The organism is Pseudoflavonifractor phocaeensis, assembly GCF_021531815.1.
Taxonomy (GTDB): domain Bacteria; phylum Bacillota; class Clostridia; order Oscillospirales; family Oscillospiraceae; genus Lawsonibacter; species Lawsonibacter phocaeensis_A.
Genome location: NZ_JADYUM010000013.1, coordinates 55,638 through 78,154 on the forward strand (window position 1 = coordinate 55,638; position 22,517 = coordinate 78,154).

19 protein-coding genes and 1 tRNA gene are annotated in these 22,517 nt (G+C 63.1%); 14 read left to right on the plus strand and 6 right to left on the minus strand.

Annotated features, from left to right (window positions below; translation table 11 throughout):
• Nucleotides 1-32 precede the first annotated feature (32 nt).
• Complete coding sequence (locus tag I6E42_RS09185; RefSeq protein WP_235371623.1) at nucleotides 33-2,513, plus strand: ATP-binding protein; 2,481 nt, start codon at nucleotides 33-35, stop codon at nucleotides 2,511-2,513.
• Between the two features lie 368 nt (nucleotides 2,514-2,881).
• Here the strand turns inward: I6E42_RS09185 and I6E42_RS09190 are convergent.
• Nucleotides 2,882-2,957 (minus strand) — tRNA-Pro (locus tag I6E42_RS09190).
• A gap of 109 nt (nucleotides 2,958-3,066) precedes the next feature.
• Here I6E42_RS09190 and I6E42_RS09195 point away from each other — a divergent pair.
• The 3 genes from I6E42_RS09195 (at nucleotide 3,067) to abc-f (ending at nucleotide 6,502) form a co-directional block, all read left to right on the plus strand.
• Nucleotides 3,067-4,107: a M23 family metallopeptidase gene (locus tag I6E42_RS09195; protein ID WP_235371624.1), complete on the plus strand. Its 1,041-nt coding sequence runs from the start codon at nucleotides 3,067-3,069 to the stop codon at nucleotides 4,105-4,107.
• Entirely contained in the window at nucleotides 4,104-4,673 is a 570-nt protein-coding gene (locus I6E42_RS09200) for a zinc metalloprotease (protein ID WP_235371625.1), read from the plus strand. Before I6E42_RS09195 ends, I6E42_RS09200 begins: the two co-directional genes overlap by 4 nt.
• Before the next feature lie 338 nt (nucleotides 4,674-5,011).
• Nucleotides 5,012-6,502 carry a ribosomal protection-like ABC-F family protein gene (abc-f, locus tag I6E42_RS09205; protein WP_235371626.1) on the plus strand — a complete coding sequence of 497 codons (1,491 nt, stop codon included), beginning with the start codon at nucleotides 5,012-5,014 and terminating at the stop codon, nucleotides 6,500-6,502.
• A gap of 53 nt (nucleotides 6,503-6,555) precedes the next feature.
• Here abc-f and I6E42_RS09210 read toward each other — a convergent pair whose 3' ends face one another.
• The 4 genes from I6E42_RS09210 to I6E42_RS09225 all read right to left on the minus strand — a co-directional run bounded on the left by I6E42_RS09210 (nucleotide 6,556) and on the right by I6E42_RS09225 (nucleotide 9,666).
• Nucleotides 6,556-7,032 carry a YbaK/EbsC family protein gene (locus tag I6E42_RS09210; RefSeq protein ID WP_235371627.1) on the minus strand — a complete coding sequence of 159 codons (477 nt, stop codon included), beginning with the start codon at nucleotides 7,030-7,032 and terminating at the stop codon, nucleotides 6,556-6,558.
• A gap of 3 nt (nucleotides 7,033-7,035) precedes the next feature.
• Nucleotides 7,036-7,428: a thioesterase family protein gene (locus I6E42_RS09215; RefSeq protein ID WP_235371628.1), complete on the minus strand. Its 393-nt coding sequence runs from the start codon at nucleotides 7,426-7,428 to the stop codon at nucleotides 7,036-7,038.
• A gap of 174 nt (nucleotides 7,429-7,602) precedes the next feature.
• Nucleotides 7,603-8,904, minus strand: a complete 1,302-nt coding sequence (locus I6E42_RS09220; protein ID WP_235371629.1) for a LysM peptidoglycan-binding domain-containing protein — start codon at nucleotides 8,902-8,904, stop codon at nucleotides 7,603-7,605.
• A 21-nt stretch (nucleotides 8,905-8,925) separates the two neighbouring features.
• Entirely contained in the window at nucleotides 8,926-9,666 is a 741-nt protein-coding gene (locus I6E42_RS09225; protein WP_235371630.1) for an SH3 domain-containing protein, read from the minus strand.
• Between the two features lie 115 nt (nucleotides 9,667-9,781).
• Here I6E42_RS09225 and I6E42_RS09230 point away from each other — a divergent pair, with 115 nt between their 5' ends.
• The 3 genes from I6E42_RS09230 (at nucleotide 9,782) to I6E42_RS09240 (ending at nucleotide 12,299) form a co-directional block, all read left to right on the plus strand.
• Complete coding sequence (locus I6E42_RS09230) at nucleotides 9,782-10,720, plus strand: DUF4349 domain-containing protein (protein WP_235371631.1); 939 nt, start codon at nucleotides 9,782-9,784, stop codon at nucleotides 10,718-10,720.
• Nucleotides 10,721-10,971: 251 nt separating this feature from the next.
• Nucleotides 10,972-11,832 carry a decaprenyl-phosphate phosphoribosyltransferase gene (locus I6E42_RS09235; protein WP_235371632.1) on the plus strand — a complete coding sequence of 287 codons (861 nt, stop codon included), beginning with the start codon at nucleotides 10,972-10,974 and terminating at the stop codon, nucleotides 11,830-11,832.
• 32 nt (nucleotides 11,833-11,864) lie between these two features.
• The gene (locus I6E42_RS09240; RefSeq protein WP_235371633.1) at nucleotides 11,865-12,299 is read left to right on the plus strand and encodes a GtrA family protein; all 435 of its coding nucleotides are present in this window, start codon (nucleotides 11,865-11,867) and stop codon (nucleotides 12,297-12,299) included.
• 307 nt (nucleotides 12,300-12,606) lie between these two features.
• Here the strand turns inward: I6E42_RS09240 and I6E42_RS09245 are convergent, their stop codons facing one another.
• The gene (locus tag I6E42_RS09245) at nucleotides 12,607-13,689 is read right to left on the minus strand and encodes a DUF2974 domain-containing protein (RefSeq protein ID WP_235371634.1); all 1,083 of its coding nucleotides are present in this window, start codon (nucleotides 13,687-13,689) and stop codon (nucleotides 12,607-12,609) included.
• Between the two features lie 175 nt (nucleotides 13,690-13,864).
• Between I6E42_RS09245 and I6E42_RS09250 the strand changes: the two genes are divergently transcribed.
• The 7 genes from I6E42_RS09250 (at nucleotide 13,865) to yunB (ending at nucleotide 22,341) form a co-directional block, all read left to right on the plus strand.
• Nucleotides 13,865-15,535 carry a nucleoside kinase gene (locus I6E42_RS09250; protein ID WP_235371635.1) on the plus strand — a complete coding sequence of 557 codons (1,671 nt, stop codon included), beginning with the start codon at nucleotides 13,865-13,867 and terminating at the stop codon, nucleotides 15,533-15,535.
• Nucleotides 15,536-15,726: 191 nt separating this feature from the next.
• Nucleotides 15,727-17,112, plus strand: a complete 1,386-nt coding sequence (murD, locus tag I6E42_RS09255; RefSeq protein ID WP_235371636.1) for a UDP-N-acetylmuramoyl-L-alanine--D-glutamate ligase — start codon at nucleotides 15,727-15,729, stop codon at nucleotides 17,110-17,112.
• Between the two features lie 25 nt (nucleotides 17,113-17,137).
• A complete protein-coding gene (locus I6E42_RS09260) occupies nucleotides 17,138-18,178 on the plus strand; it encodes a zinc-binding metallopeptidase family protein (RefSeq protein ID WP_235371637.1) in 1,041 nt (346 codons plus the stop codon).
• Nucleotides 18,171-19,196: a M42 family metallopeptidase gene (locus I6E42_RS09265; protein ID WP_235371638.1), complete on the plus strand. Its 1,026-nt coding sequence runs from the start codon at nucleotides 18,171-18,173 to the stop codon at nucleotides 19,194-19,196. The genes I6E42_RS09260 and I6E42_RS09265 overlap by 8 nt, the downstream gene beginning before the upstream one ends.
• Before the next feature lie 24 nt (nucleotides 19,197-19,220).
• Entirely contained in the window at nucleotides 19,221-20,222 is a 1,002-nt protein-coding gene (locus I6E42_RS09270; RefSeq protein WP_235371639.1) for a M42 family metallopeptidase, read from the plus strand.
• 114 nt (nucleotides 20,223-20,336) lie between these two features.
• Nucleotides 20,337-21,587, plus strand: a complete 1,251-nt coding sequence (locus tag I6E42_RS09275) for a methionine gamma-lyase family protein (RefSeq protein WP_235371640.1) — start codon at nucleotides 20,337-20,339, stop codon at nucleotides 21,585-21,587.
• Between the two features lie 43 nt (nucleotides 21,588-21,630).
• Nucleotides 21,631-22,341: a sporulation protein YunB gene (yunB, locus tag I6E42_RS09280; RefSeq protein ID WP_235371641.1), complete on the plus strand. Its 711-nt coding sequence runs from the start codon at nucleotides 21,631-21,633 to the stop codon at nucleotides 22,339-22,341.
• Nucleotides 22,342-22,517: the final 176 nt, after the last annotated feature.

Here is a 22,517-nt window from a genome sequence, read left to right on the forward strand (position 1 = left end):
GAGGGGGAGCCACGAAAAAGCGAGTGATTGCTTTGCTGCTGACCCTTGCGGTGGCTTCCGGAATGATTTGGGCCGGCTTTGCCTATTTTGAGTTTGTCACCCGGACGATTTACGAGGAGAGTACCGCTCACCTTGTGGAAATTTTTAATCAGGCGAATCAGCGGCTGCACAATCTGGTTTCCTTCAACTGGAGCCGTATGCGAATGTGGGCGCCTTATCTGGAGACTGCGGAAAATGAAGCAGATATTCAGGACTATGTGAACCAGGCACAAGCAGAAAGCAATTTCACCGATTTCTATTTTATCTCCCGAAACGGTGAATACCTTACGTTGGAAGGACAGATGGGCTACTTGGACCTGCGGAATCAGCTTGCGGATTTGATCCTGAAAAACCAGCCCGTGGTCGCCCGTTCCGTTGTTCCGGATAAACCGGAGATCATGGTGTTTGCCATTCCCACCGCTCAGGGCAGCTATCGGGGCTTTGACTATGAGGCCATTGCCATTACCTATAACAACTCCGACCTGGTGGAGGCGTTGAAAATCTCAGCCTTCGGTGGGCAGGCCAGCACCTTTGCGGTCCTGCCCGATGGCCGGGTCGTGGTGGATAACGGCAGCGAGGCTTTGAAGAATACCCACAATTTCTTTGCCCTTCTGGAAGGATCTGAGAGGCTTTCTGACGTGGAGCTGAACACGCTGCAGGAGGACTTCAAGGCAGGCAATTCCGGCACAATGCTGTTTGATGTCAATGGAAAACCCCATTATTTGGTGTATGAGTCTGCGAATTTTCAGAACTGGATGGTCCTGGGCGTCGTGCCTGCCGATGTGGTCAATGCCAGTATGAGCAGGCTTCAGTCCACTACCATACTCGTGGTGTCGGAAATTGCCATTGCTCTGGCGGTCATGCTTCTGCTGCTGGTGATCCAGCAAAACCGGCAGAAGCTGAGACAGAAGGATCATGAACTGCTTGCCCGCGACGAGCTGTTCTCCAAACTGTCTATCAATGTGGACGATGTGTTCCTGATGCTGGACGCCCGGAATTTTCGGGTGGATTACGTCAGCCCCAACATTGAAAAACTCCTGGGCTTTTCGGAAGCGCAGGTGCGGGAAGAAGTCCATGTGCTGGAGCAGCTTGTCCGCACAAACGAAACTCCCCACGTTCCGGAACAGCTTTCAGGCATTCTTCCCGGCGAGCAGATGGAATGGGACCGGGAGTTTATCCACCAGTCAAGCGGCGAGGTACGCTGGTTTCACGTGGTCGCATTCTGCAGTGACATTCAGGGTGAGAACAAAATCATTTTGGATCTGTCTGACCGTACCGGCGACAAGAAAATCAATCAGGAGCTTGAAGACGCAGTCCGTACTGCCGAGAACGCAAGCCGCGCAAAGACCACTTTCCTGAATAATATGTCCCACGATATTCGGACACCCATGAACGCCATCATTGGCTATACCAATATCGCGCTGAAACAGGACCCCGATCCGGAGGTAATGAGCTGTCTCCAGAAGATCAGTAATAGTACGGAGCATCTGCTGACCCTGATCAATGACGTGCTGGATATCAGCCGCATCGAAAGCGGCAAAATCAAATTTGCCCCTGTTCCCGTCGATATTTCGGCGGTGACAGATACGGCGCTCAGCATCATACATGGCTTTCTGGCCGATCGGAATATCACATTCCGTACAAGTTTGGAAGTGCCGGAACCCACTTATGTGCTTGCCGATTCCCTTCGCATTCGAGAAGTGCTGTTGAACATTCTCGGCAACGCGGTCAAGTTTACGGAGGACGGCGGGAGCATCACCTTTGAAGCCAGCTACCATCTCAGCGGGGATGATCGGCACATCATGATGCGCTATCGGGTTGCAGACACCGGCGTGGGCATGAGCAAGGAATACGTAAAGCATATCTTCGATGAGTTTTCTCAGGAAGAAAACGGCGCGCGGACGAACTATAAGGGCACCGGATTGGGCATGACGATCACAAAGCGATATGTAGATCTGATGGGCGGTACCATGACCGTGGAGAGTAAAAAGGGCGTGGGTTCCACCTTTACCGTGGAGCTTCCCATGGAGCTTACCGATGAAAGCAAGGTTACGAAGCAGGATTATTCTGCCGCTAAGACAGACTTGAAGGGCGTGAAGATACTGCTGGCGGAGGATAACGATCTGAATGCGGAAATCATAATGGTGCAGCTGGAGAAACTGGGAATACAGGTGACCAGAGCTGCCGACGGAAATGAGGTAGTAAAAGTATTCACAGAGAATCCACCGGACGCCTTCGACATGATTATTATGGATATTATGATGCCGGAGATGAACGGCTATGAAGCCACAGCAGCCATCCGCAATATACAGGATCGCCCAGATGCCCGCAGGATTCCTATCATTGCCATGACCGCCAACGCTTTCGCTGAAGATGTTCAGGCATCTTTAGATGCAGGTATGAACGGGCATCTGTCAAAACCAATTGTGATGGAAGAGGTTGTAAAGACCATTGCAAGGCATCTAAACAGTTAGTTTTCAGTGCAAAACAAAAAGCCATGCAGTTCATTGAACTACAAGACTTTTCGCGGTCCGAATGGCGGGATTTGAACCCACGGGACAACGCCGCTTGCGCGGTGCTGTCCCGCTGCGGCGGATCAAACTGCATGAGGCCGTGAGTTCAAACGGCGAACTGAAATAACAGGAAAGGGCCACGCCTTGCGGCGTGACCCTTTTCTTGTTGGTCGGAGTGACATGAAAGGATCTGAGCTTTCCGGTCACAGCTCACCAAATCGAAGCCCAACGAAGTGGGTTCGATTTGGAAAGGAGGAGCAACAAAATGAGTGAGAGATGACATTTTTGCAAAAAATGTCGTCGCGAACGATATGACGTTCGCGACGACGTGGTCCGAGTGGCGGGATTTGAACCCACGGCCTCATGGACCCGAACCATGCGCGCTACCAACTGCGCTACACCCGGATAGTCAGCTTATATATTATATTTTTAAATCCTCATTCTGTCAAGTGGAATATCACAAAACCCCGGAGAATAAACTGGTTCCATCAAAATAAAGGCGGGGAGGAGCACCATGTACAATCAGACGGCGCAGCATCAGAGTTACCGGCGGGACAGCCGCACCGCGCCGGGCCGGTACGGCAGGAGGCGGGATGATGGGACCCGGCGACAGGAACGGACCCGTTTGATCCAGCTGCTGGTCTGTTTGGCGCTCTTTCTGGCGGCATTTGTGGGAAAAGGAGCCTTCCCCCGGCGGCTGGAGGAGGCGCGGTCCTCACTGTTGTCCCTGCTGACCGCGGACACGGATTTCCGGGCGGCCTTTTCCAGAATCGGAGAGTCGCTGGCGGGAGAAGACGCTCTGCTGGGAACGCTGGGCGACTTCTGCGTGGAGGTTTTTGGGCCAAGCCAGCCCCGGCAGGAAGAACAGGCAGTCACTCCCCAGCCCCAGTTTACCAGCCTGTTGACGGCGGAGCGCGCCTTTCTCAGCGGGGAGCCTGACATCCAGGACCGCTCCGACCACTATCTGGAGGGGGCCGTGGAGCGGTCCGGGCTTCGGATTTCCGCCGGTACGGCCAATGAGGCACAGGCGGAGCCGGAACCCCAGCCGGAAGAGGAACCGGCGGTAGCCGCCGTAGGCGTCGTGCTGCTGAAATCGGACTACAGCGGCCGGGAGCTCCCGGAGGGCTACACCATGGACCAGCTGTCCCTGGGCGGTCTGGAGACGGTGACGCCGGTACTGGGACACATCAACTCCACCTACGGCTACCGGGACCACCCCATCAGCGGCAAGTACCTGTTCCACGGCGGGGTGGACATCGGCGGGCAGACGGGGGAACCAATCCGCGCCTTTGCCGCCGGGACCGTGGAGTATGTGGGAGAGAATGACTCCTACGGCCTGTATATCCAGCTGGACCACGGCAATGGGATCAAATCCTTCTACGCCCACTGCCGCTCCCTGTGCGTGAAGAAGGGGCAGTCCGTGGCTCTGGGGGAGAAGATCGGAGAGGTGGGCTCCTCGGGGGCGGCTACGGGACCCCACCTGCACCTGGAGTTGAAATGCGCGGGGCTCCATCTGGACCCCCTCTATTACATCGACAGCCTCAGCAACCAATGAAGTGGGGCCGGACAGAGATCACCTGGGGCTTTTGTCTGGCGGCGGCCTGGCTCAACTACCTGGACCGGCAGGGGATCTTTCCGCTGGCCCTGGCCGCCTGTGTCCTCCACGAGGTGGGTCACTATGCCGCTATCCGCTGCTTGGGCGGGGATATAAAGCTGATCCGCCTTACGGCCATCGGGGCGGAGATGGAGCTGGAGGCTCCGCTGGACTACTGCCGGGAGGGAGTGGCGGCCCTGGCCGGACCGGGAGTCAACCTGCTGGCGGCCCTGGTCCTCTGCCGCTGGCCCTGGGGGAGGACCTTCTCGGGGCTGAACCTGGCGCTGGGCTGCTTCAACCTCATGCCGGTCAGCGTGATGGACGGAGGGCGGGCCATGGCCTGCACCCTGTCCCTCCTGGCCGGACCCGGACTGGCGGAGGCGGTGGGGCGGGTCATGGACCGGGCCGTGACCGCCGCCATGCTGGTTTGCGGCGCGCTGCTGGCGGGAGCCCGGCAGAATTTTACCATGCTGCTGGTGGCTCTTTGGCTGGCGTCGCACTTTTGCCGGAGAAGAAAGGAGCGGTAATTGGAACCGTCAGGGGAGAGCCAACTTATGGGCCGGCCCGCGGTCTTGACAACCCTGTGCCCCCGTGCTATTCTGAGAGCAACAAAAAGAAACGGAGGCGGGAAGATGCGCAATACCTCTTGCTGATGATACGGTAAACTTGCTCTGGGACGGGACGCCGTCCCGGCTTTGCCGTGCATGCGAGAGGGATACGCGTCCGCCTCCGGTGATATTTTGGGAAGATGACGCCCTGCTTTGGATGCGGGGATAGGTCTGTCCCTCTGTCCGCCGCGGGAGGATCATCCTCTCGCGGCGCTTTGCGTTCCGGCAAAAGCATGACGAAACAGGGGGGCACAGACATGGCACAGATCATCATACAAAACCTCTCCTTCACCTATGAGGGAGATCATACGCCGGTGTTTCAGGGGCTAGACCTCCGGCTGGACACCAACTGGAAGCTGGGACTGGTGGGGCGGAACGGCCGGGGTAAGACCACCCTGCTCCGCCTGCTGGCGGGGGAGCTGGAGGGGACGGGGACCATACGCTGTCCCGAGCCGGCATCCTATTTTCCCATCCCAGTGTCCCGGCCGGACCGTCCGGTCCTCCAGGTCCTGCTGGAGGAGAACCTCGGCCTGGAGGAGTGGCAGCTGGTCCGGGAGCTGAACCGGCTGGGTCTGGACGAAGCGCTCCTGGAGCGGCCCTTTTCCACCCTCAGCGGCGGGGAGCAGACCCGGGCGCAGTTGGCCGCCCTCTTTGCATCGGAGGGCTGCTATCCCATGGTGGACGAGCCCACCAACCATTTGGACGGACCGGGCCGGGACCAGGTGGCCCGGTACCTCCGGTCATTGGACCGGGGATTCCTGCTGGTGTCCCATGACCGGGCTTTCTTAGACGGCTGCGTGGACCACATTCTGGCGCTGAATCCCTCGGGACCGGAGCTGGTCCGGGGGGACTTTTCCACCTGGTTCCGGGAGAAGGAGGCCAGGGACCGAGGAGAACAGGCCCGGAACGAGAAGCTGAAGGGTGAGGTGCGGCGGCTGGAGGAGGCCGCCAGGGCCAGGAAGCAGAAGGCGGACGCCGTGGAGCGTGCCAAGACGGGGATCTCATCCCAGGGGATCGTCAAGCACGGTCTGCGCCCTTACCTGGGGGAGAAGTCACGGAAGGGACAGCAGCAGCGGCTGAACATAGAGCGCCGGGCGGAGCGGGCCATCCGGGAAAAGTCCGCGCTGCTGCGGGACGTGGAGACGGCGGACAGCTTGAAGCTGACTCCGGCCCGACACTACAGCCAACGGCTGGCCGAGGGAAAAGAACTGAGTATTTTCTATGAAAACAGAGTTATATGCAAGGATATTACCTTTACAATAGAGCAGGGGGAGCGCGTCTGCCTGGAGGGGCCCAACGGCAGCGGCAAGACCAGCCTCCTACGCCTGGTCCTGGGGGAGGAGGTCCCCCAAAGCGGGACCCTGCGGCTAGCCCCGGGGCTGGACCTCTCCTATGTCCCTCAGAAAGCGGACCATCTGACCGGAAGCCTTTTGGACTGGGCGGATGAACAGGGGATCGACTTGACACAGTTTCTGACCGTTTTAAGAAAGCTGGACTTTTCCCGGGCACTCTTTGACCGGGATATGGAGGGCTACAGCGCCGGGCAGAAGAAGAAGGTCCTCCTGGCCGCCGGCCTGTGCCGCAGCGCCCACCTCTACGTGTGGGACGAGCCGCTGAACTACATCGACCTGTTTTCCCGGATGCAGATCGAGGAGCTGATCCTGGAGCACCGGCCCACGCTGCTGTTCGTGGAGCACGACCAAGTGTTTCGGGAGAAGATCGCCACCAAGTATATTGCGCTGCCATAGGAAAAGGCCGCGGGCTAGTCAGCCCGCGGCCTTTTGTGAAAAGTATTTTACCTTTACAGTTCCTGCCAGCCTTTGCACACGTCGATCCAGCCCTTGGCGTGGGCGTACTCCTCCAGCTCGCCGCAGGTGAGCTGGATGGCGGAGTTGGAACTGCCGGCGGCGGGGAAGACCGTGTCGAACCGCTTCAGGGACACGTCCAGATAGGTCTCCACGCCGTCGGGGTTGGCGAAGGGGCACACGCCGCCGATGGCGTGGCCGGTGAACTGGGACACCTGCTCGGGGGTGAGCATCTTGGCCTTGGTGTGGAACATGGCCTTGTACTTGCTGTTGTCCACCTTGGCGTCGCCCGCGGCCGCGATGAGGACGCAGTGGTCCTCCACCAGGAAGGACAGGGTCTTGGCGATGCGGGCGGGGATGACCCCCACGGCCTGGGCGGCCAGCTCCACCGTGGCGCTGGAGACGGGGAACTCCAGAATATCCCCCTCACGGCCCAGGGGGCGGAAATAGGCGCGGACCTTTTCAATCGACATGGCTCAGCCCTCCAGCTTCCGGGCGGCTTTGCCCAGGAACCGCTCATCGGTCACGGTGAACCGCTCGTGGGTGCCCTCGCCGATGAGGCCCTTCTCGTCGTAGGCGGAAACCTTGAACACGATGCGCTTGCCGTCCACGGCGGTGACCTCGCTCTCTGCCCAGACCTTCAGCCCAACGGGGGTGGCGGAGAGGTGGGAGATGCTCAGCTGGGTGCCCACGGTGCTCTCACCCTCGGCCAGGGCGGAGGCCACGGCGGTCCAGGCCGCCTGCTCCATCAGGGCGCACATCCAGGGAGTGGCAAAAACGGGCAGAGTGCCGGAGCCGGCGCTGACGGCGGTGTTCTGGTCATTTACAACGGCCTCGGCGCGGCCCTTCATTCCAACAGTAACAGACATGATATGTCCTCCTTTGTACATGTTCGCGGAAAATTGTACTACACCCCGGGGAAAAAATCCAGTCCCAAGTCAAAAAAGCCTTCCCCCTGTGAGGGGGAGCCATGTCCGCCGATGCTTGACGGGAGAAAAAGGACGTTGCCCAACAGGTTTGAAAAGGCGGCTGCAGCGGAGGCTTTATCCTGCCGGCTGGGTCCGCGGCGCCCGCTCCCGGATGTTGTAGAGGGCGTTGAGCACCAGCCAGTTCTGGGGGAAGGGCCGCATCAGGTTCCAGTAGCCCACCCCGTACAGGCCGTACTCCCGGGCCAGGTCCAGCTTGGCCCGGATGCTCCGTGCGTCCTCAAACCAGACCTCGTGCTCCCGTCCCTCCCCGTCCACATAGCGGAACCAGGGGGCCTGGGCCTTGTCGTCGTACCGGATGGCGGCGTAGTGCCGGGCGGCCAGCTCCACGGCGTACTGGTTGGAGATGGAGGTGGCCTTATTCCCCTCCCGGAAGGGCAGAGGCCAGTCGTAGCCGTAATTGGGCACCCCCAGATAGATCTTCTCCGGCGGGATCTCGGTGAGGGCGTAGTCCACCACCTGGCGGACGTTCCGGATGGGCGCCACCGCCATGGGCGGACCGTAGGTGTACCCCCACTCATAGGTCATGAGAAGGACGAAATCGGCGGCCTGGGACAGAAGCCGGTAGTCGTGTCCCTCGTAGAGCCGCCCGGGCTGGGCGGCGAAGACCTTGGGGGCCAGGGCCACGATGACGGGCATCCCCCAGGGCTCCAGGGCCTCCCGCAGGCGGGCTACGAACTGGGCGTAGGCCTGTGCGTCCTCCGCGTAGACGTACTCAAAGTCCACGTCCAACCCCTGGTAGCCCTTTTGGGACACAGTGTCCAGCAGCTGGGCGATGAGGTTGGCCTGGACCGCCGGGTCGTTGAGGAGGATGTGAGCCAGCTCGTTGGAGAAGCCGCCCTCCTCCGTCAGGGTGGACAGGTGGAGGAGGGGACGGACCCCCATCCGCCGGGCGGCGTCGATGAGAGCCTGGTCCTGGAGCTGGATCAGGTTGCCCTGGGGGGTGAAGCCGTAGGTGAAGGGGGTCAGGTCGGAGAGGTAGGGGAGGGTCCGCTGGAGCAGGCCCTGGTCGATGAAGGGGTAGGCGTAGCCGTTGACGGACAAAGTGCCCTCCCTCTCCTGCCGGAAGGAGACCACCAGTACCTGGCCGGGGACGATCCGGTCCCCGCCCTGGAGCACCGGGTTGTTCCGCAGCAGCTGGCGCACGGTGATGCCGTGCATGGCGGCGATGGAGAGCAGGGTGTCCCCGGCCCTCACCGTGTGGGTCACCTCGGGGTACTGGATGACCAGGGTCTGCCCCACCACCAGGCGGGAGGGATCGGGGAGCTGGTTGTCGTTCAGCAGCTGGGCCATGGGGACGCCGTACTCCCGGGCGATGGAGTACACGGTGTCGCCGGGCCGGACCACGTGGATGTCCATGGTTTCATACCTCCTTGGCCGTCAGACCAGAGTGATGAAGTCGCCGTTGGCGTAGCCGATGGTGCCGTTGTAGTTCACCAGATACCAGCCGCCGGACCGGTTCAGCACCGTGAGGGAGGCGCCGTCGGGGGCCTGGGCCAGAATGGCGGCCCGGGTGTTGGGCTGGGCACGGATGTTCAGCACCCCCCAGGACACATCCACCATGGCCGGCTGGTTCAGCTCCGCCTGGTAGAAGGGGATGCCGAAATACTCCGTCAGGGAGAGCACGATGTTCCGGGCGATGGCGTCCAGGTTGCCGGTGATCCAGTTGGCGTCCGCCTCGTTGTCGTGGTAGGCCAGTTCAATAAAGACGGAGGGGGCGCGGACCCGCCGCACCTCTCCGATGGAGGTGGTGGACTGGGCCTGGACCAGGTTGGGGATGGGGTAGATGGCCTTCAGGCCGTCGGCAATGATCTCCGCCGCCCGCCTGCCCTCGGTGCTGCCCGGGTAGTAGAAGACGATGGAGCCCCGGACGGTGCCGTATTTGCCCTCGGGGGCGGCGTTGGAGTGGAGGGCCAGGTGCAGGTCGTAGTTCCCCGCGTTGGAGGCGGCGATGGAGCTGGCGGCGGTCATGCTGGGGGTGTTGCGGGAGTACCGGATGCCGGAGGCGTCCAGATAGGGGACCATCTTGTCGGCCAGCAGGTTCATGTACTGCTCCTCGGTGCCCCCGGTCACATAGTAATTGTTCTCCTGGGTGGAGGGAGAGAGATAGATAATGGGCATAGAAAGTACCTCCGTTTTTCCCCATCCTATGAAAAAAACGGAAAAAGGTGCAACAAGAACCGAGTTTCTGCGTCTGAATGAATAGAAGACCCACACAGAAAAAGGAGGAACCGATATGAAACGAAGCAAGATCATGGCCCTGAGTCTGGCGCTGCTGCTGTTGGCGGGCTGCGGAGGCGGGAGAAGCTCCTCCACAGCCTCAGCAACCGATATGGCCGCCTCCTCTTACGCCGCGGGGGGCTGGACGGAGACAGCAGCCGAGAACGGACTGCCCGCCGCCCCGGAGTCGGCAAAAGGCGCCCAGGCGGACAGCCCCGTGTACCGGAACGCCGGGGCCAAGCTGATCCGCCGGGCGGAGCTGTGCATCCAGACCACGGAGTTTGACCAGACCGCCGCCGCCCTGGACCAGCTGGTGGTGGACTGCGGCGGGTATTATGAGTCGGCCTCGGTCTACGGCGGCAGCTACCGGAACGTGAACGGCAGGCGCAGCGGGGAGTACGTGGTCCGGATCCCGGCGGAGAAGTTCACCCAGTTCCAGTCCTCGGCGGGGGGCCTGGGCTATGTGACCAGCGGCACCGAGAGCAGCGAGGACGTGGGGGAACAGTATTACGACGCCGAGTCCCGGCTCAAGACCCAGCGGACCAAGCAGGAGCGGCTGCTGTCCCTGCTGGAGAAGGCGGACAACATGGAGGACATTATTTCCCTGGAAAACGCCCTCAGCGAGGTGGAGTACCAGATCGAGCAGTACTCCTCCCAGCTGAACCGCTATGACGCCCTCATCAGCTACTCCACCTTCACCATCTATCTGGACGAGGTGGTCAAGGTCACCGAGGAGGTGGGGGAGACCGCCTCCCTGGGGCAGAAGATGGCCGCGGGCCTTGCCGCCAGCGGGGAGGGCCTGGTGCAGGGCTTCCAGGACCTGCTGGTGTGGTTCTCCTACCACATTTTCGGGGTGGTGTTCCTGGCTGCCGCCGTCTCTGTGGTGGTCATCGCGGGCAGACGACTGGTGAAAAAGAAACTGATTGCCAAAAAGAAACAAGACGGCGAGGAATGAGCCGGTACATCTCCGGGGCAAAGCGCCGCCGGTCCCCTCTGCGGGGGACCGGCGGCGCGTGATTTTCTCCGGCCGCGCCGGGCGGCACGGCCCGGGCACGGGGAACTTCACCCAGGGAGTGGAAAAAGGGCGATTCTTGTGGTACAATGCTCTCACGCGGCGGAAACCGGAGCTTGTGACCGGGCGAAAGAGCGCCGGAGGAAGAAGACGGGAAAGAGGCCGTGGGCGTTTCGCCGTAAGGAGGACATGGGATGAAGCGATATTTCAAGCTGATGCGGGTGCACCACTACATCAAAAATTTTTTGGTGTTCGCCGCCCTGGCGTGCAGCGGACAGCTGTTTCAGCCGGACAAGCTGCTCATGGGGCTGGCGGGCTTCGCCGCCTTCTGCATGACCTCCTCCGTGGTCTATATCGTCAACGACATCCGGGACCGGGAGAAAGACCGCCGCCATCCCACCAAGTGCAGCCGGCCCATTGCCGCGGGGACCGTGTCGGTGAAAAGCGCCTGGACCCTGGCCGCCGTGCTTCTGGCGGCGGGCTTCCTGTGCAATTTCCTGGCCTTTCAGGCCACCGCCACCCTGCTGCTGGTGGTCTATCTGGGGCTGAACCTGGCCTACAGCTTCGGCCTGAAGAACATCCCCATTGTGGACGTCACCATCCTGGTGGCCGGTTTCCTGATCCGCATCCTGTACGGCGCCCTGGTCACGGGAATCACCATCTCCAACTGGCTCTATCTGACGGTGATCGCCCTGGCGTTCTACTTCTCCCTGGGGAAGCGGAGAAACGAGCTCAAGCAGCTGGGGGACGGGGAGACGAGAAAAGTGCTCCAGGCCTATCCCATCAGCTTTCTGGACAAGAGCATGAACATGTGCCTGACCCTGGCCAATGTGTTTTACGCCCTCTGGAGCATGGATGAAAACACCATGTCCTTCTACAACAACAAATACCTGATCTTCACGGTCCCCATCGTCCTGCTGATCACCATGAAGTACAGCCTGGACATTGAGGGCGAGTCAGACGGCGACCCGGTGGAGGTGCTGCTCCATGACAGGGTGCTGTTGGTCCTGTGCCTGCTGTATCTGGCGGTCATGTTCGGCATCCTCTATTTGTGAGGGGAGAGGCTCAGGGGGGAGATCGGAACAGAATGGGAAAAGAAACGTGGGAACGGGTCCGGGGGCTGTATAAACGCTACCGGCTCATCATACGGTATTTGTTCTTCGGCGTGTGCACCACCGCCGTCAATACGGTCTGCTACGGGCTTTTATACGAGGGCCTGGGGATAGGAAATGTGGCCAGCACCGCGGCGGCGTGGCTGGCGGCGGTGGTTTTCGCCTTTGTGACCAACCGGCGGTTCGTGTTTGAGAGCACCCGGCAGGGCCGGCGGGAGCGGCTGATGGAGTTTGCGTCCTTCTTCGGCTGCCGGCTCATGACGGGGGTGCTGGACGTGGCCATCATGGTGGCGGCGGTGGACGTGATGGGGTGGAACAGCCTGCTTTGGAAGCTGATCTCCAACGTGATAGTCACCGTCCTCAACTATGTGGCCAGTAAGTGGTTTATTTTTCAAAGTCCCCGCCAGTGAGCCAGAACCCCTGTCTCCCGGCGGGTCACGCGGCAAAGCAGCGAAACAAGCCCTGTCCGGGTGCGGCCGGACAGGGCTGTTTTGATAAAAAAGAGGCCCCGCGTGAGCGGGGCCCCAAGGCCGCCTCAGCAGCCGAAGCCGCAGAGCTGGCTGAGAATCTGCCAGATGAAGCCGCAATCAAAGTTACACATCCTGCCGACCTCCTGATCTGTATTTGTCTCGCGAGGACAGGTTAGATTGTAACCGTTTTGTAACTATTTTGCAAATGTAATTCCTGACAGCCATATCCTGCCGCCTGCCGGACGGTTCAGCCCTCCCCGCGCACGGTGTCCACGGCGGTCCGGGTCAGCTGGGCGATGGTCTGGGTCAGCAGGCGCAGGGTATCCTCGTCGGTGTCCTTGAGGGAGCGCAGGGCGGCCTGGAGGGTGCGGGGCCGCATCAGGTCAGAGGTGTAGCTGGCCTCCCCGGCGGACAGCAGGCCGAAGACCCCGTCGATGATGGTCTCCCGCTCCGCCGGGCTCAGGCCGGCCAGCCATGTGGTGATGGTCCGGTCCGCCAGCCGGCTCCCGGGGGTCACGTCCTCCACCTCCACGAAGCCGCCGCCCATCACCTCCCAGGAGTAGGGGTCGTGCTGGAGCAGGCCGATCTGCCGGCTCTTGACCACGGTGTAGGCCTCCCCGTGCTCCAGCAGCATCCCCACCACCGAGGACTGGGGCAGATAGGTGTGGAGCTTGGGCAGCAGGGCTTGGTAGCCCGGACTGGCCACCATCTTGTCGGGGAAGCCGGGGCCGTCGTTGTTGTACACCGCCGTGATCCGGCGGCGGAGGGCGGCCCCGCACCGGGCGGCGGCGTAAACGGCCAGGTTGCCCCCCTTGGAGTGGCCCCCCAGGCGGAGCCGTCCCGGGAAGCGGGCGGCAAAGCGCTCCAGATAGTCCAGGGCCGCCTGCTGGGCGGGGACGGCCTCCATGAAGCTCATGTTGAAGTCCTCTTTCCAGCCCACCAGGGTGGAATCGGTGCCCCGGAAGGCCAGAAAAGCCTCTTTTCCGCCCAGAAGAACCGCGAGGGCAGCGAACTGCATCTCCCGTTCCGGTTCAAAGCGGTCCTCGCAGCAGGTCAGCCCCAGGGCGGAGAAGCGGGGCGCGCGGCAGAGGGCCCGCAGCAGCTCCAGGTCCTGCTTGCACCGCACCAAGCCCCGCTTTCCCTCGGGCAGGGACAGGTATGCCTCCGCGGCGTCCTTCAGGGGGACGGAGCTCCCGGGCTCCGAAGGGAGGACGGTCTCGAACCGGACATAGGACAGGGTGGACAGGATCAGGTTGTCCACCGGGCCGAAGGGGACCTGGGAGAGGGGGATGTCCCCCCGCCAGTCCAGATAGTCGAACAGGTCAGCCATGGGTCAGGCTCCTTTCCAGAGGGTCTTGCTCCCATCATACAGGATATTGGGCCCGCCCGCAATAGGCGGCGGGGCAGATCACCCGGACGGGGAGAGAAAGTTGCGGGCGGGGTAGCATTTGCCGGGGGAGACGTGGTATACTGTCATCATATGAAAGAGAAAGGAAGGCTGTTCCATGGAACAAGAGAAGCTGTTGACCGTGACCGTGGATGGGGAGGAGCGCCGCTACCCCTCCGGGACGCCCTACCAGAAGATCGCGGATGATTTTCAGGGGAATTACCCCCATGACATTTTGCTGGTCAGCCGGAACGGGAAGCTCTGCGAGCTGCACAAGCCCCTGGACCGGGACTGCGCGCTGAAGTTCATCACGGCGGTGGACAAGCCGGGCAGGCAGACCTATGAGCGCAGCGTGGTCTTTCTCATGCTGAAGGCCTTCCACGACGTGGCCGGCCCGGAAAACGTGGAGCGGATCACCGTGGACTACTCCATCAGCCAGGCCCTGTTCGTCCGGGCACAGGGGAACTTCTGCCTGGACCGGGCCCTGCTGGAGCGGGTGGAGGCGCGGATGCGGGAGCTGGCAGCCCTGGAGCTGCCCATCCGGAAGCGTTCCCTCAACACCGACGACGCCGTGGAGCTGTTCCAGAAGGCCAGGATGTACGACAAGGCCCGCCTGCTCAGCTTCCGGATCAATTCCCATGTGAACATCTACACCCTGGACGGATTTTCCGACTATTTTTACGGGTACATGGTCCCAAATACCCGCTACCTGCGGTGCTTCGCCCTGGAACCCTTTGAGGACGGCTTCGCCCTGCGGCTGCCGGACCCCAAGGACCCGGAGCAACTAGGGCAGTTCACCCCCTCCATCAAGGTGTTCCGGGCCCTCCACGACGCCACCCAGCGGTCGGAGGCCCTCCACATCTCCAACGTGGGGGAGATGAACCAGGCCATTTCCCAGGGGGACAGCACCCGGTTGATCCTGGCCCAGGAGGCCCTGATGGAGAAGCAGATCGGGGACATCGCCGAGGAGATCGCCCGCCGGAAGGGCGTCCGCTTCGTCATGATCGCCGGCCCCTCCTCCTCGGGAAAGACCACCTTCTCCCACCGCCTGTCCACCCAGCTGGTGGCCTGCGGGATGCGGCCCCACCCCATCGCCACGGACAATTACTTCAAAAACCGCTCCGATACCCCCCGGGACGAGAATGGCCAGTACGACTTTGAATGTCTGGAGGCCATGGACATCGAGCAGTTCAACCGGGACATGACCCGGCTGCTGGGGGGCGAGACGGTGGAGATCCCCCAGTTCAACTTCAAAAAGGGCGTGCGGGAGTATAACGGCGACTACCTGACCCTAGGGGAGCAGGACGTCCTGGTCATCGAGGGCATCCACTGTCTCAACGACCAGTTCTCCCACGCCCTGCCCAAGGAGAGCAAGTACAAGATCTATATCAGCTGCCTGACCACCCTGAACGTGGACGACCACAACCGCATCCCCACCACCGACGCGCGGCTGCTGCGGCGCATCGAGCGGGACGCCCGGACCCGGGGATACAGCGCCCAGGCCACCATCCGGATGTGGCCCTCGGTGCGGAAGGGGGAGGAGAGCAACATCTTCCCCTACCAGGACAGCGCGGACGTGATCTTCAACTCGGCGCTGATCTATGAGACGGCCCTGCTGAAGCCCTATGTGGAGCCGCTGCTCTTCGGCGTGCCCAAGGACTGTGAGGAGTATGTGGAGGCCAAGCGGCTGATGAAGTTCCTGAACTACTTCCTGCCCCTCCCGGCGGACGACGTGCCCAAGACCTCGCTGGCCCGGGAGTTCATCGGCGGAGGCTGCTACAAGACATAACAGAGCGGAGCGGCAGGCACGGCGCGGGAGCTTCCCGCCCGTGCCTGCTGTGCTGTGGGAGGGGCGTCACGGCGCGGCCGCGGACAATTGACACTCCTGATAAGGGGCCACCGATACTTTCGATTGAATTTTCAGGTGGATTGTGATACGATAAATCAGTTACAAAGAAAATCATGGAAGGAGGACGTTTTATGTCCACCATCGCGGAATATTTTGAGAGCCTGCGGGGCAAATCCATCGCCGTCATCGGCATGGGCGTGAGCAATACCCCGCTGATCCGGATGCTGCTCCGGGCCGACCTGAAGGTCACCGTCTGCGACAAGTCTCCCCGGGAGCGGGTGGAGGAGCAGGCCGCCGAGCTGGAGAGTCTGGGGGCCAAGTTCCAACTGGGTCCCGACTACTTGGCCAAGCTGTACAAGTTCGACGTGGTCTTCCGCACCCCCGGCGTCAGCCCCAACCACCCGGAGCTGCAAAAGGCTGTGGAGCACGGCAGTCTGGTCACCTCGGAGATGGAGCTGTTCTTCCAGCTGTGCCCCTGCAAGATCCTGGGGGTCACGGGCAGCGACGGCAAGACCACTACCACCACCCTCATCAGCGAATTTTTGAAGGAAGCGGGGTATAATGTCTACGTGGGCGGCAACATCGGCAAGCCCCTGCTGCCCGACGTGGCGGGCATGGTGCCCGAGGACATGGTGGTGGTGGAGTTGTCCTCCTTCCAGCTCATGAGCATGAAGCGCAGCCCCAACGTCTCCGTCTTCACCAACCTGTCCCCCAACCACCTGGACTACCACCACACCATGGAGGAGTACACCGCCGCCAAGCTGAACATCTTCACCCACCAGAAGGCGGGGGACCGGGCGGTGTTCAACTATGACAATGACATCACCCGCTCCCTGGCCCAGCAAGCCCCGGCGGGGGTCATGCTGTTCAGCCGCCGGGAGCGGCTGGAGGAAGGGGTCTACCTCCGGGACGGCGCCATCTGGCTGACCAACGCCATGGGGAGCCGGGAGGTCCTGCCCCTGGCGGACATCCGCATCCCCGGCGTCCACAACATCGAAAACTACATGGCCGCCATCGCCGCCGTGGACGGTCTGGTCCCCGACAAGTGCGTCCGTGCGGTGGCCAAGCGGTTCACCGGCGTGGAGCACCGCATCGAGCTGGTCCGGGAGCTCAACGGCGTGAAATACTATAACGACTCCATCGGCACCAGCCCCACCCGGACCATGGCCTGCCTGGACTCCTTCAACCAGAAGCTGATCCTCATCGCCGGCGGCTATGACAAGGGCGTCCCCTTTACCCAGTTGGGGGTGGAGATGACCAAGAAGGTCAAGACCCTGGTCCTCTGCGGCGCCACCGCCCCCGCCATCCGCAAGGCGGTGGAGGAGGCCCCCGGCTTTGGGGAAAGCGGGCTGGAGATCCTGGAGACCGACAACCTGGCCGCCGCCGTGGCCGCGGCCCAGGCCGCCGCCGTCCCCGGGGACGTGGTGGTGCTGTCGCCCGCCTGCGCCGCCTTCGACCAATTCAAAAACTTCATGGAGCGGGGCAAGGTATTCAAAGAGCTGGTCAACGCCCTGTAATTCCTGTCATTTCGGAGGGATTCCCTTGGACTATGAAACTGTATTGGGCCGTCTGTGCGCCCTGGCCGGGCCCAGCGGCTTTGAGAGCCCGGTGGTCCGGGAGGCGGCGGAGCTGCTGCGCCCCCTGGCCGACGAGGTCAAGGTGGACCGGATGGGCAGCGTGGTGGCCCTGCGCCGCTGCGGGAGGGAGAACGCCCCCCGGCTGCTGCTGGACGCCCACCTGGACGAGATCGGCTTTCTGGTCACCGGCCATGAGGAGGGTTTTCTCCGCATCGCCCCTCTGGGCGGGGTGGACCCCCGGATGCTCCCCGACCGGGAGCTGACCATCCTCACCGACCCGCCCCGGCTGGGGGTGGTGGCCTGCATGCCCCCCCACATCCAGACCCGGGAGGAGATGGACAAGTCCCAGCCCATGCGCGAACTGGCGGTGGACGTGGGCCTGACCCAGGAGGAGGCCCAGCGCCTCATCCCCGTCGGCACCCCCGCCGTCTACCGTACCGGCTGCGCCCCCCTGGGGGAGGACCTGCTGTGCGGCAAGGCGTTGGACGACCGGGCCTGCTTCGCCATCCTGCTGGACGCCCTGGAGCGCCTGCAGGGGGAGGAACTGGACGTGGACCTGTACGTTCTGGGCTCCACCCAGGAGGAGACCCACAGCACCGGAGCCATCACCGCCGCCTTCGGCGTCATGCCCCACCTGTGCGTGGCGGTGGACGTGACCCACGGGGACAGCCCCGACGCATCCAAGGACAAGACCTTCCTCCTGAGGGGAGGCCCCGTCATCGGGGTGGGTCCCAACTGTACCCGCTGGATGTCCAAGCGGCTGGAGGAGAAGGCCGGGGAGCTGGAGATGGACTGTCAGATCGAGGTCATGGCGGGCCACAGCGGCACCAACGGCTGGGATCTGCAGATCAGCCGGGAGGGCGTGGCCACCGCCGTCCTGTCCCTGCCCCTGCGCTATATGCACACCCCCGTGGAGACGGCCAGCCGGGCCGACATGACCGCCTGCGCCCGGCTGCTGGCCGCGTTCATCCGGGGGATCGGGAAGGAGGTGCCCAGCTATGATTGAGCTTTTGAAGCAGCTGTGCGCCCTCAACGGGGTGTCCGGGGCGGAGGATGAGGTCCGGGACTTCATCCGGGCCCAGGCCGCGCCCTACGCCGACAGCATCCGCACCGACGCCCTGGGCAACCTGATCGTGTTCAAAAAGGGCAAAAAGCCCACCGGAAACAAGCTGCTCCTGGCGGCCCACATGGACGAGGTGGGCGTCATCGTCACCAAGATCACCGACGAGGGCTTCCTGAAATTCGACTTTGTGGGCGGCGTGGACCGCCGGGTGGCCATCGGCAAGCCGGTGGTGCTGGGGGAGAAGAAGGTCCCGGGCATCATCGGCCTCAAGGCCATCCACCTGGTGAGCCGGGAGGAGGAGAAGAAGGTCCCCAAGACCGACTCCCTCTATCTCGACATCGGCGCCAAGGACAAGGAGGCGGCCCGGAAACTGGTGGAGCTGGGGACCTACGGCTCCTTCGTGGGCGCGCCCGAGGAGCTGGGCAGCGGCCTGCTGAAGGCCAAGGCCATCGACGACCGGGTGGGCTGCGCCATTATGCTGGAATTGCTGAAAGAGGACCTGCCCCTGGACGTGACCTTCGCCTTCACCGCCCAGGAGGAGGTGGGGACCCGGGGGGCCTTCGGGGCCGCCTTCTCCGTCACCCCGGAGATCGCTCTGGTGCTGGAGACCACCACTGCCGCCGACCTACCCGGCGTGGAGGACCACCGGAAGGTGTGCGCCCCGGGCAAGGGCCCCGTCATCTCCTATATGGACGGGGGCACCATCTATGACCGGGGGCTGTTCGAGGCCCTGCGGGACCTGGCCGAGGACAACGGCATCCCCTGGCAGACCAAGGAGTATATCGCCGGGGGCAACGATGCCCGGACCATCCAGCGTACCAAAACCGGCGTCCGGGTGGCCGCCATGTCCGCCGCCGTCCGGTATCTCCACGCCCCCGCCAGCGTGGGCAGTATTTCCGACTTTGAGAATATGCTTCGCCTGACCCGGCTGTTCCTGGCCCGGACGGCGGAGTTTTGCTGAATTCACAGGCCGAGGTGATCGAATATGGAACTGCTTGAATTGATCGAAACCTTAAACTCCGCCCACGGCCCCTCGGGGGACGAGGGGAGCGTCCGGGCGGTCATAGAAAAACTGGCCGCACCCTATGCCGACGAGGTGAGTATCGACACCCTGGGCAACCTTATTGTCCGCAAAAAGGGCAGCGGCCCCAAGGTGCTCTTTGCCGCCCACATGGACTCCATCGGCTTCATCGTCACCCACATCGAGGAGAAGGGCTTTCTTCGGGTGGGCCGTCTGGGGGGCATCAGCCCCAAGGAGGCCGTCTACACCCCAGTCCGGTTCAAAAACGGGGTGCGGGGCCTGCTGGTCCCCGAGGAGAAGGCCGACTTCGGCAAGCTGAAGCTGGATGAGTGCTTTCTTGACATCGGGGCCCGGAGCGAGGAGGAGGCCAAACAGCTGGTCCGGGTGGGGGATACCGCCGTCTACGACACGGCGGTTTTCGCCAACGAGGGCAGCGGACAGGTGTTCTCCCCCTATCTGGACAACCGCATCTCCTGCGCCGTCCTGCTGTCCGCCCTGGAGCGCCTGCCCCGGGACTGCCCCAACGACCTGTACTTCGCCTTCACCGTCCAGGAGGAGGTTGGCCTCCGGGGGGCCCGGACCGCCGCCTTCGGAGTGGACCCGGACTACGGCATCGCCGTGGACGTGACCGACGTGGACGACACCCCCGGCTCCGAGAAGTCGGGCACCACCCAGCTGGGCAAGGGCGCCGCCGTCAAGGTGATGGACTCCTCCGTCATCTGCTACCCGGCGGTGGTGGCCAAGCTGGAGGACCTGGCCCAGAAGCACAATATCCCTGTCCAGCGGGACATTCTCCGTGGGGGCGGCACCGACGCGGGCGCCATCCACACCACCCGGATGGGGGTGCGCACCGGGGGAATCTCCGTGCCCTGCCGGTATATCCATACCCCCAACGAGGCCTCCGACCTGGCCGACGCCCGGGCCTGCGCCGACTTGGTGCTGGCCTTCGCCCAGGCGGAGCTGTAGGGGCGGACTTCACCCGCTACCCCGGCTCCATGGCGCCCCTGCTGCAGCGGGACGCCATCAAAATTTTAAAGCAAATCGACGCAATATCAGAGATAGATAGGAATGAACAGTAAAATGCCTTTACAGATCAGCGACAAGGTCAAGGTCCTGGGCTATCAGGCCCAGACGGAACTGACCGAGGAATTTGCCCGGATCGACGCTGTGGCCCAGGAGAACACCGCCCGGGTGCTGTCCGCCTTCCAGAACCACCGTGTGGCGGAGGGCTACTTCGCCGGCACCACCGGCTACGGCTACGACGACCTGGGCCGGGACCAGCTGGACCAGATCTACGCCGAGCTCTTCGGCACCGAGGCCGCCCTGGTCCGGATCCAGTTCGTCAACGGCACCCACGCCATTGCCTGCGCCCTGTTCGGGGCGTTGAAGGCGGGGGATGCGCTGGTGTCCGCCGTGGGCGCGCCCTACGACACCCTGCTGGGGGTCATCGGGGCGGCGGACAAGGGCCACGGGTCCCTGAAAGACTACGGCGTGGAGTACCGTCAAGTGGAACTGCTTAACAATCAGCCCGACCTGGAGGGAATGGCCAGAGCCGCCGCCGACCCCCGGGTGAAGGCGGTGCTCATCCAGCGTTCCAAGGGCTACTCCACCCGGGCCTCCCTGTCGGTGGCTGAGATCGGGGAGATGTGCCGCGTCATCAAGGCGGCCAACCCCAACGCCGCCATTTTGGTGGACAACTGCTACGGCGAATTTGTGGAGACGCTGGAGCCCACCCATGTGGGGGCCGACCTGGTGGTGGGCTCCCTCATCAAGAACCCCGGGGGCGGACTGGCCCCCACCGGCGGCTACATCGCCGGGCGGCGGGACCTGGTGGAGGGGGCGGCCATGCGCCTCACCGTCCCCGGCATCGGCGGGGAGTGCGGCTGCACCCTGGGCCAGAACCGGCTGCTGTACCAGGGGCTGTTTCTGGCCCCCCACACCGTGGCCCAGGCCCTGAAGACCGCCGTTTTCGCCGCCAAGGTGATGGAGAAGCTGGGCTATGAGACGGAGCCCCGCTCCAACGCCGTCCGCCACGACATCATCCAGATGATCCACATGAAGGAGCCTGAGGCTCTGAAGAAGTTCTGCAAGGGCATCCAGTTCGGGGCCCCGGTGGACTCCTATGTCACCCCCGAGCCCTGGGACATGCCGGGCTACGACTGCCAGGTCATCATGGCCGCCGGGGCATTTATCCAGGGGGCGTCCATCGAGCTGTCCGCCGACGCCCCCATGCGCCCCCCCTACACCGTCTATCTCCAGGGCGGACTGACCTTCGAGTCGGGCCGCCTGGGGGTGCTGCTGGCGGTCCAGGAGCTGCTGGGGGAGGCATAGGTCAAGCCGCCCGGGTCATACCTTCCTCTAAGGGGGTGAGGGTATGGCCGGAGGCAGGGCGGGGCGGGAGCTGGAACGCAGGGCCCGGCGGGCCTGGCACCGGCCCAGGACCGGCCGCGGGGCGGGCCGTCCGCCCCTGTGGCTCACCCTGGCGGCGGCGCTGGCGGTGGCTTTTGCCCTCATCCGTGGAATGGAGGACCGCCTGGGGCCCAATCTGACCCTGCTGGCCCGGACCCAGCTCCACAACCAGGTGTCTGTTCTTCTGGAACAGACCGTTTCGGAGGCCCTGACTCAGGGCCAGGTGGACTACGGTGATCTGGTGGACATCCGGCGGGACCAGTCCGGAGCCATCCTCTCCCTGACCACGGACACGGCGGCCCTGAACCGGCTGCGGACCCAGCTGGCGTCCCAGGTCCTGGAGGCCCTGGACAGCGCCTCGGCCACCACGGTCCGTATCCCGCTGGGCAGCCTGCTGGGCGGGGAGCTGACCTGGGCCCGTGGCCCCGCGCTGACGGTGCGGGCGGTGGCGGCGGGCACGGTATCCGCCCAATTTGAAAGCGAATTTTCCTCGGCGGGGGTCAACCAGACCATCCACCGCCTGGAACTGGCCCTCTCCATCCCCATGACCGTGCTGCTGCCCGGGGGCGGGGTGGAGGAGACGGTGGCTCTCCGGCTGCCGGTGGCCGAGACGGTGATCGTGGGCCAGGTCCCAGAGGCCTATTTACAGACGGAGGGACTGCCGGCCTCCGGTTAGAGGTTTACCAATGAGTTTATGTGAAACGTTATGGTGGTATCTGGGCAACATCCTGGACTATGTGGTGGAGATGCTGCCCTGTATGTGGGGGGCGCTGGCGGTCTTTCTGCTGCTCCAGCCCCTGCGCATGGGGCGGCTGTACCGGTGGGGGCTGGCCAGCGGGCCCTGGCGGGAGG